Genomic DNA, 17,587 nt, shown 5'->3' on the forward strand with positions numbered 1-17,587 from the left:
AGCCGGTTGTGTCATGGTCTAAACACCCTAAATCATAATTCTTACTGCTTCTTAGCTGCGTAGTACTTGCGAAATATATAGTATGGTTCGCCGGTGCTTTCCGCATTATAAAAAGATAATTGAAAATCTTATGCATTTACCGCATCTATAAATTTTCGGAACGCTGCACGTCCCTCATCAGTGCACTTGTACACTCCTGCACACTCAAGCACCTCTTTAAATACAAGTCCAATCTCCTCATTGATGATACCATCAATATTAGACTCATCAATCTTATCATACTTAGACATAAACTTAAGAGCCCAGTCAGCATGTGATGCAAGAGTCTCAGTCGAATGCAGATCCTTTCCTGTAAGGATTGCATCCCTAAGCTCTGCCATCTCACCTTTTAATCTGGCCGGAAGCACTGCAAGTCCCATTACCTCGATAAGTCCGATATTCTCCTTCTTTATGTGATGAAGGTGGGCATGCGGATGATATACGCCAAGCGGATGCTCCTCTGTTGTGATGTTGTTTCTGAGCACAAGGTCAAGCTCATAGTCTCCGTCACGACGTCTTGCTATAGGTGTGATAGTGTTGTGTGGCTCTCCATCTGTCTCTGCAAAAATAAATGCTTCTTCATCTGTATAGCCTCTCCATGCAAGAAGAATCTTATCTGCAAGGTCAATAAGCCTATCCCTGTCTGCTGACTTGATTCTGATAACAGACATAGGCCATTTTACGATACCTGCCTCAACATCCTCGTAGCCCTTGAATGTGATTTCTTTCTCTATCGGAGCCTTTGCCATAGCGAAGGTATAGTGTCCGCCCTGGAAATGGTCGTGACTTAGGATAGAGCCTCCAACGATTGGCAGATCTGCATTTGAGCCTACAAAATAGTGTGGAAACTGTGTCACAAAATCAAGCAGCTTTCCAAATGTGGCACGCTCGATTTTCATCGGTGTATGCTTTGAATTGAACACGATACAGTGCTCATTGTAGTATACATATGGTGAGTACTGGAAAAACCACTGGCTGTTGTTTATTGTAACAGGGATAATTCTGTGGTTTTCTCTTGCAGGATGGTTTACGCGACCTGCATAGCCCTCATTTTCCTTACAAAGCTGGCACTTTGGGTATGCACTCTGCTTTGCATTTTTAGCGGCAGCAATTGCCTTTGGATCCTTCTCTGGCTTTGAGAGATTGATTGTCACATCAAGTGTGCCATACTCTGTGTCTGTAGTCCATTTCATATCCTTCTTTATGCGCTGTCTTCTGATATAATTGCTGTCACAGCTTAATTTGTAAAAATAATCGGTTGCCGCAAGTGAAGACTGATTGTCGTATAAATCCTTAAAGCGAGCTCTGATCACGCTTGGTGCATTTACCAGGCAGCCCATCAGCTTTGTATCAAAAAGATCCTTGTATACAATGCTGTTTTCTTTCATGATGCCATTGTCATATGCGTATATCATCATATCCTCGAGTATACCCTCAAGCTTCTCCTCTGCCTCTTCCTGTGTCCATGCCGGCTGAGCCTCGACCTTTTCAAATGTCTCGTCCTCGATGTCGTCCACTCCGAGTACCTCGAGAAGTCTGTTTACTGTGTATACCTCATCAGCAGGGTCAACAAGTCCTGTTGTAAGACCATATTTTACTAATTCTAATATTCTCTCCTGAATCATGTCATGCTCCTTAATCATTGTCGGGAAAAACCTATTTATCCGTTACTGTTATTTCATATTGCTAATTTTATGCCAGACGGCTAGGTCCGTCTCCGATTGAAACAACATAAAACTCAGGTGTCTTTCCAACCTTCTCTTCATAGGCCTTTGTCAGGTTTGCCTTAAACTGATCAATAGCCTCGTCCTTTACTATGCTGACTGTGCAGCCGCCAAAGCCGCCGCCTGTGATTCGTGATCCGATAACACCCGGAATCTTCCATGCCTCATCAACAAGTACGTCAACCTCAGGACATGATGTCTCATAATCATCACGAAGTGATACATGTGAATCATTCATAAGCTTTCCAAATGTCTCAATATCATTTTCCTTCAATGCCTTAACAGCCTTGATGGTACGCTGGTTCTCATAAACCGCATGCTTGCCTCTCTTACGTGCAACCTCTTCCTTAATCGCATCCTTATGAGCCTCGAACTCTTCATCTGTCAGGTCACCGAGAGTCTTGATGTCACATACTGTCTGTAAATCCTTAAGAGCCTGTGCACTCTCATTTCTTCTGTCATTGTAAGCACTTGTTACAAGGCTGTGCTTAACCATGCTGTTTGTAACCACGATCTTTGCACCGTCCAAAACGATTGGTGCATACTCAAAATCAAGAGTATTGCAGTCAAGGAAAATTGCATTGTCCTTTTTGCCCATTGCAGATGCAAACTGGTCCATGATACCGCAATTACAGCCGTTGTAGTTATTCTCTGAATACTGACCGATAAGTGCAATATCCTGATTTGTCACGTCAAAGCCATAAATATCCTTTAACATATATCCTGTAACCACCTCAAGAGATGCTGATGAAGAAAGTCCTGAGCCGTTTGGAATATTTCCGAATAAAACAATATCAAGACCGCTTTCAAGCTTCATTCCGCGTCCCTCGAAGGCCCACATAACGCCCATTGGATAGTTTATCCAAAGTCCGTCCGGATCAGGTGTAAACTCATCAAGTGATGACTCAACCACACCCAGATTGTCAAAATTCATAGAGTAGAAACGAAGCTTCCTGTCATCGCGCTTTCTTGCTGCCATATATGTACCGATGGTCAGTGCACAAGGGAACACATGTCCTCCATTGTAGTCAGTGTGCTCACCGATCAGATTTACACGTCCCGGAGCAAAATATACTCTGATATCCCCATCTGCTCCAAAAAGCTCCTTGAATTTGTCTAATACGTTCTGCTGTATCATTTTTTCTTCTCCTTTGCTGATTGTATTTGCGTTAAATTGATAGTTAAAATATTTCGTTTTTTCTTTATAACTCTATTATAACTGCACATTTTTACATTGCAATACATCCGACTGAAAATGCAACATAACAAATCAAATCATGCAACAAAATTACATATGTTATTATTTTATTTTTTAAAATTCTTAATAACATCAAGTGCCGGCAGCACATTTCCATCATAGTCAAAAAGTGCCTGGTTTGCCCACTCATTGCCGCATGGTCCCGGATCATTCATGTACTTAAGTGAAGCAGGTGTAGCCCAGCCTGAGCCCGGTACAGGAATCCACGCAGGCTCCCACCAGAAAAATCCTTTTCCGTGGTCATCCACCACATTTGCCACCCTGTTTAAGAAATCCTTTGTAAAGTCAGCCTGACCCTCAATAGTCATAGGATAATCTATCTTCTCAACAAGCTCTGGTTTTGTCGCATAACCCTTGCGCTCAGAATCAGCAAGCTTCTCGTACTCCTGATAGCTGTCCATTGTAAAACCCATGGATACCTCAGCGATGATAAGGTCCTTATTGAAACGCTTTGCAATATCGTTCATATTGAACTCAAGCTGTTCGAGAGAGCCGTGCCAGAAAGGATAGTATGACAATCCGATATACTCAAACTCCTCTCCTCTTTCGATGAAGTTTGTAAACCATCTGACATAAAGCTCATTGTTTCCACCATTATCGAGGTGAATCATAATCGGAATATCAGCATTTACTTTGCGGCAGGCACGTATTCCGGCATTCACAAATTTTGCTATATTATCGTAGTTAGGTACATTTCCCTCAGGCCACAAAAGTCCGTTTGAAAGCTCATTACCTACCTGAATCATTGTGACATTTACACCTGCCTCAATAATCTTTGTCAGATTTTCAAGTGTAAAATCATATACAGCCTGCTCCAGCTCGTCCACACCGAAATTCTTCCATGCCTTTGGCTTAATCTGCTTTCCCGGATCTGCCCAGAAATCACTGTAGTGGAAATTCAAAAGCACTCCAAAGCCTGCATCTGTAACCTTTTTTCCGATAGCGATAGTCTCAGCCAGGTCATTGTTCCCCGCACCGTAAGGCTCACCATCCTCTGATTTTGGATCATTCCACAGTCGAATGCGGATTGTGTCAACATCATGCTCCTTCATGATGTCAAGAATATCCTTCTCCTTTCCATCCTCGTAGTATTTTGCTCCGCAGCGTTCCAACTCGAGCAAGGTCGATAAATCCATACCCTTAATAAATTTTGACATTTTAATTCTCCTTAATTCTTATATAATTTATTCTTATATCATTTATCCTTATATCATTTATTTACACCATGAGAGCAGTCCCAGTAGTAGTCCCTGCTCTCAAAATGCATAATAATATTCCTGACAACCTTAAAATGCTAGATTCCGCGGAAACAGAATGTGAATTTTATTTTCTCTGAGGCATCAAGCAGGTACTCCGGATGAGTATGTGAGCCCCAGCTGTCGTCTCCGCCTACACCCATCTGCTTCTTTGCCACACGGACAACAGTATAGTGTACAGGTGGAAGCTCGAAATGATGCGCTGCATTTTCCAGCTCATGTGGTGTATATGGCAGTGCCGAGAACGAAAGCTCATCACCAAAGAACAGCATGCCTCTGCCCTTCTTATCCATTACCTTTGCATATCTTACTCTGCACTTGTTGCCGCTCTCCTGCGGAACGAGGTACTCGGCAATGTTGTCTGCCACTTTATTCTCGTATACACCATACTTTCCGCCATGCTGTCTGTCCTCGTATGTCTCCTGTGGTCCGAGTCCATACCATTTCACTGTATCATAATCGGCATCCAGTTTGAACATCATGCCAAACTCCGGCATATCGCCAAGTTCCTTTACAGGATCATATGACAGAGTTGTCTCGATTGTTCCATCACCAAACACTCTGTATGTCACCTCGCATGAGCTCTGCGGTGTGGTAGGCATGAAATAAGTGTATGTGATGGCGATATTGTTATCATTTTTTTCTACCCTTGGTGATGTATCTGCAAAGCGCTGATTCTGTCTGGTGGTCACATACATGCTGGCAATCTTCCACTGTGCATAGCGCTGTGGCATCATGTTGCCGGAATCATTGTTGGTAGGTGTTCTCCAGAAATTCGGCAGTGGGATAGTATTTGGAAGCATCTCGACGCCACCGTATACATATGAAACCATTCCCAGATTCATTCTTGAGAAAAGTGCCTTAAAGTTCTCACCTCTTACAAGGATATTTCCGTTTCCAACAACAAGCTCAACTGATTTGTCGCATGAATACTCACTTACAGGCTTCTTTATCATATGCTGTCCGAATGCAATCTCATATCCGGCCTTTTCCCATATGGTGTTTTCCTTTAATACAAATGATACCACAATACAGTACTCTTTTTCCACATCTATCATGGAATTTTTAAGAGTCACCGGCACCTCATAGCTTGCCCTATCCATCGGTGGAACAGATATCTGAAGCCTGGTCCTGTAGACCTCCTCACCGTCTGCAAGAAGAATGGCAAAAGCATCAAAAACCGATGTATTTACAAAGAGATTTTTGTTTGTGACTGTAAAGATGTAGTCGCTGTCAAAATCAACCGAGATATTCTGATAATTGAACTTCACCTCCTGCATCTTTGGAGAAGCCTCTCTCTCTCCGCCGTAGCAGATGCCGTTTCCGCTGAAATCTCCATCTGTAGGCCTGTCGCCGAAATCTCCGCCATATGTGAGGAACCACTTGCCGTATCTGTCCTTTTTGTAGATTGACTGGTCAATATAATCCCAGATAAATCCGCCCTGATATCTAGGCTCGCGGTCTGTAAGCTCTGTATATTTGTGCATAGCACCGCAGGAATTTCCCATTGCATGTGTATATTCGCAGCAGATAAACGGTTTCTCAGGATGCTCTGCCAGGAATTTTTCAATGCCTGCAACCGGAGTATACATCTGGCTTTCCATGTCGCTTGTGTCATTATAGCTTCTATCGCTAAATACTCCCTCATAATGCACCAGACGATGCTTATCAAGCTGTCTGAAAAGCTGTGACATCTCATATATGGTCTTGCCGCCAAACGACTCATTGCCGCATGACCAGATAAGGATTGCCGGATGATTTTTATCCCTCTGATAGCATGAGTTGGCACGGTCCAGCATCATTTCTCTCCACTGTGGCTTGTCCTTTGGCACAACAAAGTCAAGGTCAACATAGCCCTTATTATATGCCTCCCATGTGCCATGACTCTCAAGATTGTTCTCAGCAATCATATAAATTCCATAAATATCGCAAAGCTTATAGAGCATGGAATCATCAGGATAGTGGCTTGTTCTTATAGCATTGATATTGTTCTTTTTCATTGTGACAATATCCTTTATCACCTCATCACGGTTTGGCACACGCCCTGTTATTGAGCTGAACTCATGGCGGTTTACACCCTTAAATACAATACGCTTACCATTTAGCTTCATGAGTCCGTCTACCATCTCAAATCTTCTGAAGCCTGCCAGCTGGCTGATAAACTCAGTCTCATTTCCATGCGTATCTTTAACTATAATTTTAACCTCATACAGATTCGGCTTTTCAGCGCTCCATAACAGAGGGTTTTTCACATTACATGAGCCCTCGCAGATTTCCTTATTCCTAAGCTCTATGTCAAACTCTTCCAATAAAAGTTTTGCCCTGTCATATTTTTCCACAGACAAATCGCCCAGCTCATAAAGCTTTACACTTGCAATACCATCACCATCTGCCTTTATTGACACACTAAGTGTGCCCTCGTCAAAGGTATCATTAAGTGTAGGAACAACTGACAGATCCTCCACATGTGCACAAGGAACGGCATACAAAAATACATCTCTGAAAATGCCTGAAAATCTGTAAAAATCCTGATCCTCACACCAGCTGCTTGATGTCCATTTCCATACCCTGACCGCAAGCTTGTTCTCACCCTCGACAATATAATCAGTCAGCTCGAAATCAGACGGATCAAATGTGTCCTCACTGTAGCCGACATAGTGTCCATTCAGCCAGAGTGCAAAACCGCTCTCCACTCCTTGGAACGAAATACACACCCTCTTGTTCTTCATATTCTCAGGGATTGTGAAATACTTCACATAGCTTGCAACCGGATTAAAAATCTCAGGTACCTCGCCCGGCTTTATAGACTCGTCAGCCTCCCACGGATATGTGGTATTCGTATAGATTGGCACGTCATAGCCTTCCATCTGGATATGTGCCGGAACCCTGATTTCATCCCAGCCTTTGCAATCATAGTCAGCTGCCTCAAAGCCACAAGGAGCCAGGGACTGATTCTTCGCATATGCAAACTTCCATAAGCCGTTCATATCATATCTCAGGCTTGATTTTCCTTTAATTTTCTCCAGTTCATTTTTATAGCACACATGATCCGAATGAGCCGCAAGTCTGTTCTGCTCAAATATTTCCGGATTCTTAATGATATTTGAATCAAAATTACTCATATTTTTTACACTCCTATCTACTGTATTTATTATTTGATACATGTCTGTTTTAAACACAAAGCCTCTTATAAGACGAAGGCAAATAATAAACATTATTTGCCTTCTTGATTTTTAACAATATTATTTTACTTTTATTTAACAGATCCTGTAATTCCCTCTGCAAACTGCTTCTGAAGTACAAAGAATACTATCATTGTAGGGATGGAGCAGAAAAGAACGCCCATCATCAGTACACCGTAATCTACTGTATATCCTGCTGCGAGGTTTGCAATAAGCATTGGCATTGTGATAGCATCAGGCTTATTGAGGATTACCTTTGGCCACAGGTATGAGTTCCATGCATTCATGAATGTGATAACTGCAGCTGCTGCATATGTTGATTTCTGTACAGGCATATACATCTTAAAGAAAATACCAATCTCACTGAGTCCGTCAATTCGTGCCGCCTCCATTATATCGACTGGGAAGTTTCTCGAATTCTGTCTGAACATCATGATGAGGAACGGCGTTGAAATAGCCGGGAGCATGAAGCCCCATACCGTATTTATAAAGCCGAGCTTTGACATCATCTTGAACAGAGGAATAAGTGTAGCTACCTGCGGAATCATCATGGCAAGAAGTAAAACTGAGAACAGCTTATCCTTTGCCTTGTCATGATAGAGCTCAAAGCCGTAACCGGCAAGTGAGCAGACAAGCAGTGCTATAATTGTCTGAACTGTTGCATTGATAAGTGAGTTTTTCATTCCAAGTGCAACGTTCTGTGATGCAAACAGTTTCTTTAAGTTCTCAAGGGCATAGCCACCAAATGCAATTCTACCTCTTGCAATGTCAATAGACTTGTTGGTCGCTGCCGATATCATCCAGAAAAACGGAAATACTGAGATGAACGAAACTATTACAAGAAAAATGTATGAAGGTATAAGCCTTTTTTGTATTGATGATCCATGTTTTTTCTTAGTCACGCTTGTCACCTACTTTCAGATTGATAAATGCCAGTATAGCAACCATGATGAATACGATAACAGACATTGCTGATGCATATCCAAAGTTTGCAACACCTTCACCAAACGAGCCGTTATAGATATAATGTGACATGGTGATTGTCGCATTTGCAGGTCCACCCTTTGTCAGGTTTACAGACTCATCGAAGAGCTGTAATGTACCGTTTATTGACATGATGGTTGTCATAACAATTGTAGGTCTAAGAAGAGGAACCGTGATAGACCAGAAGGTCCTCCAGCCGCTCGCTCCATCTATCTTTGCCGCCTCGTAAACAGAATACTCGATATTCTGCAGACCAGCTAAAAAGAACACCATATTATATCCTGTCCATCTCCAGATAAGAGCTACTATGATAATAATCTTAGCGCTCCAGCCTGTACCGAGGAAGTTAAAGTTGCTCTCTAATATTCCAAGTTTAACAAGGATTGTATTGATAAGTCCCTGTGTTGCAAAAAGCGATTTAAAAATCAATGCATATGATACGAGTGATGTTGCACATGGTAAAAATACACATGTACGGAAAAGTCCTTTAAATTTAAGATGCTTGTTGTTAAGTAACTGTGCTAGTAAAATTGCCAGTACAAGCATGATTGGCACTTCGATAATTAAATATAAGAATGTGTTTCCGATAGATCTCTTGAAAACCGCATCCTGAAACATTCTTGTGTAATTGTAGGCAAATGGATTAGCCCACTGCATATTTGCACTTGAACCGGTTTTAAATGATGTAATAACAGCCTGGATTATAGGCCAGAAGCTCATTATGAAAATGAGTATTGTAGCCGGAGCCAGATAAATCCAGCCGGCAGCCTTTTGTTTACCGGTTATGCTCATTCCTTTTTTCTTATTCTTCACTGTAAAGGCCTCCTAACTATAAGTCTTTGAGAAAAAACAGGGAGCCATTTAATGGCTCCCTGTACATTTGCCATCAAGCTAACAGATTAAAGTCCCATTGTGAATTTAAGGTCATCCTCTGCTGTCTTTATCTCTGAATCGATATCTGCACCGTTCTGATTAATATTTATAAGTGCTGTAGCAAGCTTCTTACGTGCATCGTAATGGAAATCACTCTGCTCGATTGTCTTAACATTTGCACCCATCTCAACGATCTTAGCGTAAATTGGCTGGTTGTTGAAGTACTCAACGCCCTCGTTGTAAACCTCAGACTTGCCTGCAGGTGTATATGTAGTGATAACACCACCATTCTTAAGAGCATTGTCATATGTCTCAGATACACCCTTGTCTGTATAAGATCCGCCACCGAATGTATATGCTAAGAATTTCTTAGCAAGGTCTGTCTGCTTGCAGTTGCTTGTGATGTAAAGTGAAGAACCACCGTTTGATGCATAGCCTTCACCACCCTCAAGTGTTGGAAGAGATGTAATCTCCCACTTTCCACTGTTGTCTGTAACCTTCTCAATTGTAGGAATGATCCAGTTTCCGTTCATAACACCTGCAACCATGTCTCCCTGAATAGCCTGATCTGTGTAATCTGACCAGTTATTTGCAAGGTAAAGAACATTGTTGTCGATCATATCCTTAAGTACCTGCATGATTTCTTTCAATTTAGCGTTGTCTACAAAGTTTGGCTTGCCATCCTTAAACTGTGACTCGCCCTCTGCCTGAAGCATCATGTAGAATAAATCATTTCCGTCGCCGTCCATGCAAAGTAAGTATTTTCCTGTCTTCTCGTATACTTTCTTACCTACCTCGATGAAATCCTTCCAAGAAATACCTGTCATATCATCGATTGTGTATCCTGCCTGCTCAAGAAGATCTGTTCTGTAAGCAAAGATAACTGTTCCGTTATCAACAGGGAATCCAAAGTGCTCTCCGTCGATTGTAGAGAATGATAATTTCTCCTGGCTGAAATCATCCCACTTAACATCTGCATCATTTGCTGATACCCATGCATCAGGATAATTTGTATGGTACTGCTGGAAGTAGTGATCCTGGAATAATACGATGTCAGGAAGTGTGCTGTAATCTCCTGCTGAACCTGCTGTTGTAATTGCTGTCTCAATATCAGATGACTGTGACTGCTCCTCAATATTGAGTACAAAATCAGGATCTACATTTTTCTTGTAATCCTCTGCTGCTGCTTTGAGTGCCGGGATATTGAAGTTTGCATCCCAAGCCCATGCTGTAAGTGTATGACCGTCATCTACGGTCTCTACCTTCTTACCTGTCTTTTCTGTGCCATCTCCTGATGAAGATGAGTCTCCACATCCGGCTGCAAGTGAGGCAACCATTGTTGTTACGAGTAATAATGAAACTACTTTCTTTTTCATTTTTCTTCCTCCCTAATAAAAATGATGTTTTTGCAATACTCCGTTCATAATTCATTCATAATCATATTATTTAAATTGGGCATTTTGACTACGAATGTTTGTCCGTTTCTTGATTACATAGTCATTATAACCATATATAGTACTTTTGTGTTAACATATTCCACACAATTATATGCATATTCAATCATAAATGTACAAAATTATACGAAAACATGTATTTTCTACCATCCCTTTAGTGCAGATATCCTAAAATTGAGTAGTTTATGCTCATAATTTTCAGGATTTATCTTCCACTGATATGGCGAAGTGTCCAAAAATTTGCGGAAATTACGGTTAAAAGTTGACTGTGTTGTGAATCCACATTTTTGTGCAATAAGCTCCATAGGCTCATTTGTTTTTTTCATAAGCTCGCATGCCTTCTGTACTCTTATCAGATTCAGATACTCCATAGGCGGCATATTGATATATGATTCAAACAGTCTCCTGAAATGAGTCTCACTCATATTGCACAGTGACGAAAGCTCCCCTGCCTTTATTGTTTCACTGTAATGCTTATTCATATAGTCAAGCGCCGTGGCTATCTGTGACATATTAGTGCCCTTTACGACATCATTATCTTCCTCCGGCAGCTCATCATACTTGCGCAGCAATTCAATTACAATTTCCTGCACAAGAAGCTTTATTGTTCTCTGGGAATATTCCTTGTGCTCATTAGTTTCCCTAATGATGGAATTTATATATCCGGCCACAACCGGGCTTTGGTATACATTGGTCATAAATGCTTTTTTTGAGATGGTCGAAACTGCATCATTCTGGAATACCGCATTGTTTGGAAACATTTCTTCTATCAAAGAGCGCAGGTCAATGAAAATATACTCCCAGAAATTTACCACCTCACCATAGCTGACTGTAACATGCGGAAAATTCTCAGGTATAAATGTGATATCGCCGTCATGATACTGGTAAATATCCTCATCCAGATACATATTTCCATCTCCCTCGCGGCAGATGCCGATTTCAAGCAGATTATGGAAATGCAGGTGTAATTCATCATGACCATACACTCTCTTCCATGATTCTCCACACAGCACAAGTGCAGATTCTCCCTGTGGCAGCTCATAAAATCTGAATTCCATCGTGTCTTTTTTTCTTTTCGCCATATATACTCTCCTTTGTAGCAAAATGCAAAATACGCTGCTGCTATTATAGCAGCAGCGCACCAATCACTACTTTAATCAAAATCGAACTTGTCGAATCTCTTGTACATAGCCTTGTACTTCTTGCGGACATCCTCGTTGCCCTGAAGCACCTCTTCCTCTGTGCCTCTGAACTGACAGCGGATGCAGCTATAAATACCTGTTTCCTTATTATAGAACATATCAATATCAAGATCCCTCATAAAACATAAAGGACATCTGTAATTTAATTTGCCTTTTCCAAGTTGAGCCATGTTGCAAATACCTCCTTGTCTTTAATCTGTTTCTTGTAACCAAGCTTGAACATTGGAGAGAATGCATATCCTTCCTCAATGTATCCCTCTGCCTTTGCAGATGGTGTGAGTGAAACCTTTGTCTGAATTGCAGGAATTACTGCGCTTACTGCAGTTGCTCCGTCAAGCTTTGCATCACGACACTTGTACTCATAATTGATGCTCTGTGGGTTTTCTCCCTCACATGTAAGTGTGATGCCTGTCATATCCTCTGGATACTCTGTTGTGCCGTAGCATGCTGTGATATACTCATCGAGATAAACCTCTGCATCTGGATCACTCATGCTAAGGATATTACGCTCAATCTTGATGTTTGATGAGCCCTCCTCAAAGTATTCCTTTGTCTGAAGAGTAAGCTTAACATCATAAAACTCAATATCTACAGGATCAAGTGTAAGGATTCTTGTCTTCTTGCCATCAATAACTTCCTCTGAAAAATGGCTGTGTGTAGGACAGAGACACAGGTCAACCTCCTCACCGTTGTGTGAAAGCTTGGCACTTCTTACTGTTCCTGCTCCTGCATAGTGTGTAAAGTATCCTGCTCTGTATTTCTCCTGAATAAGGAATGGATAAGATGCATCCTGTACATGCTTTGTTCCGATTCCTACCGGCCACTCAAGCTTTGCAACGTATGGACGAAGGTCTACGATTGCTCCACCCTGATCCATATTTACGCATGCTCTCATGTATGGGTCACAGTACCAGAAGAGCTGCTTGTCTGAGCCGTAAAGGATATCTCTCCATGGTGCACACTCAGGCTCATTGTAGTTACCTGCATTGACACCCTTCTTCTCTCTGAAGTAATCAGCGAACTCTGACATTGTCATGTCAATGAGCTTACCCTCTTTCTTTAACTTGCCATAGTAATTACAGCCGTCTGTGTATGACTTTAAGAGAAGCTCATATGGCTGCTCCCAGCGTCCCATCTTGTTCATCCAGCCAGGTCCTACGAACATCATGTTGTATGAATATCCGTTATTGTATTTTGCAAGGTCTCTGTACTGGTCGATGAGGTTGTAAAGATATGGATACTCCCATGTCTTTGTATCATAAATCATTCCACGAAGCACATTCTGTGGATGTGTTCCGAAGTTTGAGCCGTTTCCGTCATAGCATGCAATAAGGTCACGTGAGAGATGTGGAATTGCCACGATTCCGCTATCCTCTTCCTTATTTGCTGCTGGCGCATGTGTGTTCTGCTTTGATGGAATCCATGGTGCCCATGGGCCTCCGTCGAAGAGTGTGTACCATGAGTTGTTACATGTGTGGTATGCCTTAGGACCCTCCTCCCAGCATGTTGCAACTGCACATTTTACCATTGGGTATTTTTCTTTGATGTAGTTTGTAAGGTCTGCATCCATATAGTATGAGCCTGTTGACTCAGGATAGAAACCGAATCTGTCATGGAATTTCTCGAAAACATCGTTTACGATAGCTTTCTTGTCCTCCATTGAGAACATCCAGATACAGAAATCCTTAGTCTTATACTTCTCTCTAAACTCCTCACATGGAAGTCCAAGGAGTGAAAGTGCTATCTCATCACCGTATTTCTCGTGATCCTGCTTTGCAAGCTCTACTGCCTCATCATTAAAAAGTGAAGCATATGTCATCTGGATTGTGGTTTTTAGTCCCGCCTCATGTGCAAGTCTCTGCTGTGTCTTAAAGATGTCGAGTGACTCTGTGATAAGCTTCTTATCTCCAATATCCTCTTCTTTTCCCTGTCCTGTCACTGTTGCTGAGTACTCAGGCACCATCTCAGGGCGGTGAATGATGTTAACAATAAATTTGTCCATCCGTTGTTTCCTCCATTTGCTTGTAATTTAATTTATTTCTTAGGTGCGTTTTTCGCGCAACCGTTTGTTCTAAACTTAGTATATTACAGTATTATGATTATGTCAATGTGCAATTTCGACATTTTTTAGCTTTTGTTTTCAAGCATTTTTCACAAAAGAGGGATTAGGTGCGCGTTTTTACGCGCAACTTTTGCGCATCGGTTGCAGGTCTGTACAAAAGCCGGGGACTGTCGGGGAGACACGCACTTTCGCCCTCGCTACGCTTCGCGGCTAAGATTCTGCACGAAATTATGCTCTTAGGTTTTCTATGCACGACGAAACCGTCGAAACTTATACAAATGTATATGCTAGATGGTTTGCTATAATCTCACAGTTTATAGTTACTGCTTCATTGTGTACGCTTTGGTGGTTACAAATGACACGCTACTCACAAGTTCTAGTACACTCCACAGTAGTTAATTCTCGACTAAGCCATCAATACATGTCTATAAGCCTCATTTTTTTAGCTGTTTTGGGATTTATAGTGATTTCAGCTACTTTTTGCCGGGTCTTTGCTGGCTTTTGTGCTGAGTTTGGGTGCTGTTTTGGTGATTTCTGCAGTTTCAGCTACTTTTTCTCGGCCTTTCTCCGGCTTTATGGCTGGGTTTGGGGTGCTGTTTTTGGGTTTTTTGCAGTTTCAGCTACTTTTTCTCGGCTTTTCTCCGGCTTTATGGCTGGGGTTAGGGTGCTGTTTTTGGTTTTTTGCAGTTTCAGCTACTTTTTTCTGGCTTTTCTCCGGCTTTTGAGCTGGGTTTGGGGTGCTGTTTTGGTGATTTCTGCAGTTTCAGCTACTTTTTGCGAGGCTTCTGGCATAATGGTGGAAGTCCAACACCATAAATTAACAACAACATATTGAAAAAACCACTTGTGTCCTTTAATGTATTAACTGCGAAGAAAAACACAAAAGGAGTATTCAAAAGTGTCCTTAATGTCAAGAACACAGTTATAAAAAATTGTAATCTTTACTCTGATAAGAATGGAGTTAAACATATTCGTATCAAAGCAAGACCTAATAAATGGCCAGAGAACGACTGCCCATTCTGCCATAAATCATGCCCTGTTTATGATAAACATTCCAGCAGATCAACTATCTGGAGAGGTCTGGACTGGGGTGGCATTCTGGTTGAAGTTGAATACCAGACACATCGTATCATCTGCCCTGAACATGGGGTATCTGCTGCCGAAGTTCCATGGGCATATCCGGGTAGTAGATTTACCAAAGATTTCGACCTTACCGTTGCATGGTTTGCATCCTATCTTCCAAGAAGCACCACATCATACTTCATGAGAGTGGACTGGGAAACCGTAGGCCGCTGTGTCAATCGCACTCTTCATAATTTAGAACCAGAGCGTTCAAGAATACTTGATGGCCTGGTTAATATCGGCATTGATGAAACCAGTTATAAAAAGGGTCACAAGTACATCACAGTAATCGTTAATCACGATATTAACACAGTTGTATGGGCATCGGAAGATCATGGTAAATCTGTCCTTGAAAAGTTTTATAAACAGCTGACTCCGGAGCAACTATCCAGTTTCAAGGTTGTTACTGGCGATGGTGCCAGATGGATCACAGATTGTGTAAATGAATACACTCCTAACTGCGCACGCTGCGTTGATTCCTTTCATGTGGTCGAGTGGGCTATGGCAGCTCTCGATGAAGTCAGAAAAGATATCTGGCATGATGCTTACAGTGAATATAAGCAAGTCAAAAAAGATAATCCACATGGCAAGTGGCGTCCTAAAAAGGATGATCCTGAATTTGCTATTGTAAAAGCAGCTAAAGCTAAGGCGGATGAGATAAAAGGCTCTGCTTACGCATTGGGAACAGCTCCGGTTATTACTAAAGCTTACAAACGTAGATGAAGCTGAGGATGCACTCCTGCTAAAGCGCATGTGTCCCCTCAGTCCCCGGCTTACGTACCTTACGTTGTGGCAGAAATTTAAATAAATGTTTTTAATCTTGCGCTTATTATGTTATGATTAAAGTGAATGAAATATTATTGAAATTCAGTAAAACAGGCAGGTGAATTATGATTAAAATAGCATTCTTTGATGTGGATGGCACCCTGCTTCGGCTGGGGCATAAAGAATTATCAGCAAACACTGCTGCTGCACTTAGGCAGCTCCACCAAAATGGCATCATCCTTTGTATGGCTACCGGAAGAAGCTACACAGGTGTGCCTCATTTTGATGGAATTGATTTTGATGTCCTGCTCACCTTTAACGGCTCATTCGTCACCAAAGGCAATGATATCATCTTCAAAAATCCTATTAATGAGCACGACAAATATCAGATAATTTCCAATCTAAAGCAAATGAACCGCGCCATTGCAATCAGCAACGAGCATATGATTGTCACAAACGGTACCGACCCTGATTTAGAGCAGTACTTTGCCTTTGGCAGTGAAAAGCTTAAAATTGCTGACAATTTTGACGACATAAGCAGGACTGATATATATCAGATTATGTGCTCATGCCAAAAAGATGAGCACTCACAGATTCTATCCGGTGCGCCCCACTCACAGATAACTGCATGGTGGGATAAGGCCGTTGATATTATTCCGCTTAACAGTGGCAAAGGCAATGCTGTTGCTGCAGTGCTTAGGCATTATGGCTTCTCAAAGGATGAAGCAATTGCTTTCGGTGACGGACATAACGATATTGAAATGCTTGAGGCCGTAGGCATGGGTATTGCCATGGGCAATGCAAAGGACGAAGTCAAGGCTAAGGCTGATTTTGTATGCAAATCGGTTGAGGATGATGGAATATATCATTACTGTATTGAAAACAAACTGATTTTTTAGAGAAATATACTTATGAACATAGACAACAATTTACGACACCTACTCGAAAACGAAACAAAAATACATCTCGCGGAAATCCGCTTTCTCTACCAGAAGCTCGACAGACAGCTTGGACTTAACGGTGCAAGGGTTCCTATCACCTTTGGCTTTGATACTGACAGGCTCGGTGCATACACTCCGGACTTTGGGCAGGATGAAGAAGAATTTCATTTTTCGCTGCTTTTCATCGGCTACTGTGTGGCAAAGCCCTTGTCAAAGGATGACAGGATGGATTTATATAAGCATGAATATGCCCACTATATGCAGTACAATATGGACATCCCGGACAAATACAACTGGCAGCCCGGCATCCACGGAAGTGCGTGGAAATACTGCTGCTCACTTATCGGAGCAGCTCCCACTCCTTACTACAAAGCCGGTGAAGGACTTATTAAGCACGATTATGATAAGGTTCTCAAAAAGAAAATTAATGACAAGAGTATTCCTATCCGCGACACATATTCACGCGAGCAGGAATACCGCAAAAAGAAAAACAGTACTGTAAAATTTAATATCAATGACGATGTCAATCATCCAAAGTTCGGCAAGGGCACCATTGAACATATCGAGCAGCTCGAAGGCTCAGTTCGGCTGCATGTCAGATTCGGTGAAGATCTTAAGAAAATTGATCAGAAATGGCTGCTTCAGGCCGGCCTTAAGAAGGCCGGCCCCCGATTCTAACTATATCTTATATTTTTGTTTGTAACTATTTAAGTCACATTGAGAAC

General features: G+C 41.8%; 14 protein-coding genes. 4 read left to right on the top strand and 10 right to left on the bottom strand.

Features of this window, described 5'->3' with window-relative positions; genetic code table 11:
* Nucleotides 1-128: 128 nt before the first annotated feature.
* From galT to ACTQ1L_RS10025, 10 genes are all read right to left on the bottom strand, one after another.
* A complete protein-coding gene (galT, locus tag ACTQ1L_RS09980) occupies nt 129-1,664 on the bottom strand; it encodes a UDP-glucose--hexose-1-phosphate uridylyltransferase (protein WP_441366903.1) in 1,536 nt (511 codons plus the stop codon).
* A 67-nt stretch (nt 1,665-1,731) separates the two neighbouring features.
* The gene (locus ACTQ1L_RS09985) at nt 1,732-2,901 is read right to left on the bottom strand and encodes a galactokinase (protein ID WP_441366905.1); all 1,170 of its coding nucleotides are present in this window, start codon (nt 2,899-2,901) and stop codon (nt 1,732-1,734) included.
* A 167-nt stretch (nt 2,902-3,068) separates the two neighbouring features.
* The gene (locus tag ACTQ1L_RS09990) at nt 3,069-4,178 is read right to left on the bottom strand and encodes a glycoside hydrolase family 53 protein (protein WP_441366907.1); all 1,110 of its coding nucleotides are present in this window, start codon (nt 4,176-4,178) and stop codon (nt 3,069-3,071) included.
* Nucleotides 4,179-4,315: 137 nt separating this feature from the next.
* Nucleotides 4,316-7,399, bottom strand: a complete 3,084-nt coding sequence (locus ACTQ1L_RS09995; RefSeq protein WP_441366909.1) for a glycoside hydrolase family 2 TIM barrel-domain containing protein — start codon at nt 7,397-7,399, stop codon at nt 4,316-4,318.
* 131 nt (nt 7,400-7,530) lie between these two features.
* Entirely contained in the window at nt 7,531-8,361 is an 831-nt protein-coding gene (locus tag ACTQ1L_RS10000) for a carbohydrate ABC transporter permease (protein WP_441366910.1), read from the bottom strand.
* Complete coding sequence (locus ACTQ1L_RS10005; protein ID WP_330022180.1) at nt 8,354-9,256, bottom strand: carbohydrate ABC transporter permease; 903 nt, start codon at nt 9,254-9,256, stop codon at nt 8,354-8,356. The genes ACTQ1L_RS10000 and ACTQ1L_RS10005 overlap by 8 nt, the downstream gene beginning before the upstream one ends.
* A gap of 86 nt (nt 9,257-9,342) precedes the next feature.
* Complete coding sequence (locus ACTQ1L_RS10010) at nt 9,343-10,692, bottom strand: ABC transporter substrate-binding protein (RefSeq protein ID WP_441366912.1); 1,350 nt, start codon at nt 10,690-10,692, stop codon at nt 9,343-9,345.
* A 221-nt stretch (nt 10,693-10,913) separates the two neighbouring features.
* Nucleotides 10,914-11,852: a helix-turn-helix domain-containing protein gene (locus ACTQ1L_RS10015; RefSeq protein WP_441366914.1), complete on the bottom strand. Its 939-nt coding sequence runs from the start codon at nt 11,850-11,852 to the stop codon at nt 10,914-10,916.
* Between the two features lie 71 nt (nt 11,853-11,923).
* Nucleotides 11,924-12,142, bottom strand: coding sequence for a hypothetical protein (locus tag ACTQ1L_RS10020; RefSeq protein ID WP_041253978.1), 219 nt, complete (start codon nt 12,140-12,142; stop codon nt 11,924-11,926).
* The gene (locus ACTQ1L_RS10025; protein ID WP_012742238.1) at nt 12,115-13,974 is read right to left on the bottom strand and encodes a hypothetical protein; all 1,860 of its coding nucleotides are present in this window, start codon (nt 13,972-13,974) and stop codon (nt 12,115-12,117) included. Before ACTQ1L_RS10025 ends, ACTQ1L_RS10020 begins: the two co-directional genes overlap by 28 nt.
* A 415-nt stretch (nt 13,975-14,389) precedes the next feature.
* Here ACTQ1L_RS10025 and ACTQ1L_RS10030 point away from each other — a divergent pair, with 415 nt between their 5' ends.
* The 4 genes from ACTQ1L_RS10030 (at nt 14,390) to ACTQ1L_RS10045 (ending at nt 17,540) form a co-directional block, all read left to right on the top strand.
* Nucleotides 14,390-14,869 carry a hypothetical protein gene (locus tag ACTQ1L_RS10030; RefSeq protein WP_441366916.1) on the top strand — a complete coding sequence of 160 codons (480 nt, stop codon included), beginning with the start codon at nt 14,390-14,392 and terminating at the stop codon, nt 14,867-14,869.
* 11 nt (nt 14,870-14,880) lie between these two features.
* Nucleotides 14,881-15,879: a transposase gene (locus ACTQ1L_RS10035; protein ID WP_441366917.1), complete on the top strand. Its 999-nt coding sequence runs from the start codon at nt 14,881-14,883 to the stop codon at nt 15,877-15,879.
* Nucleotides 15,880-16,046: 167 nt separating this feature from the next.
* A complete protein-coding gene (locus ACTQ1L_RS10040; RefSeq protein ID WP_441366919.1) occupies nt 16,047-16,820 on the top strand; it encodes an HAD family hydrolase in 774 nt (257 codons plus the stop codon).
* A 12-nt stretch (nt 16,821-16,832) separates the two neighbouring features.
* Nucleotides 16,833-17,540 (top strand): hypothetical protein, encoded by a 708-nt coding sequence (locus tag ACTQ1L_RS10045; protein WP_441366920.1) that lies wholly within the window; start codon nt 16,833-16,835, stop codon nt 17,538-17,540.
* Nucleotides 17,541-17,587: the final 47 nt, after the last annotated feature.

The organism is Agathobacter sp. LCP21S3_B2, from assembly GCF_052118705.1.
Taxonomy (GTDB): Bacteria; Bacillota; Clostridia; order Lachnospirales; family Lachnospiraceae; genus Roseburia.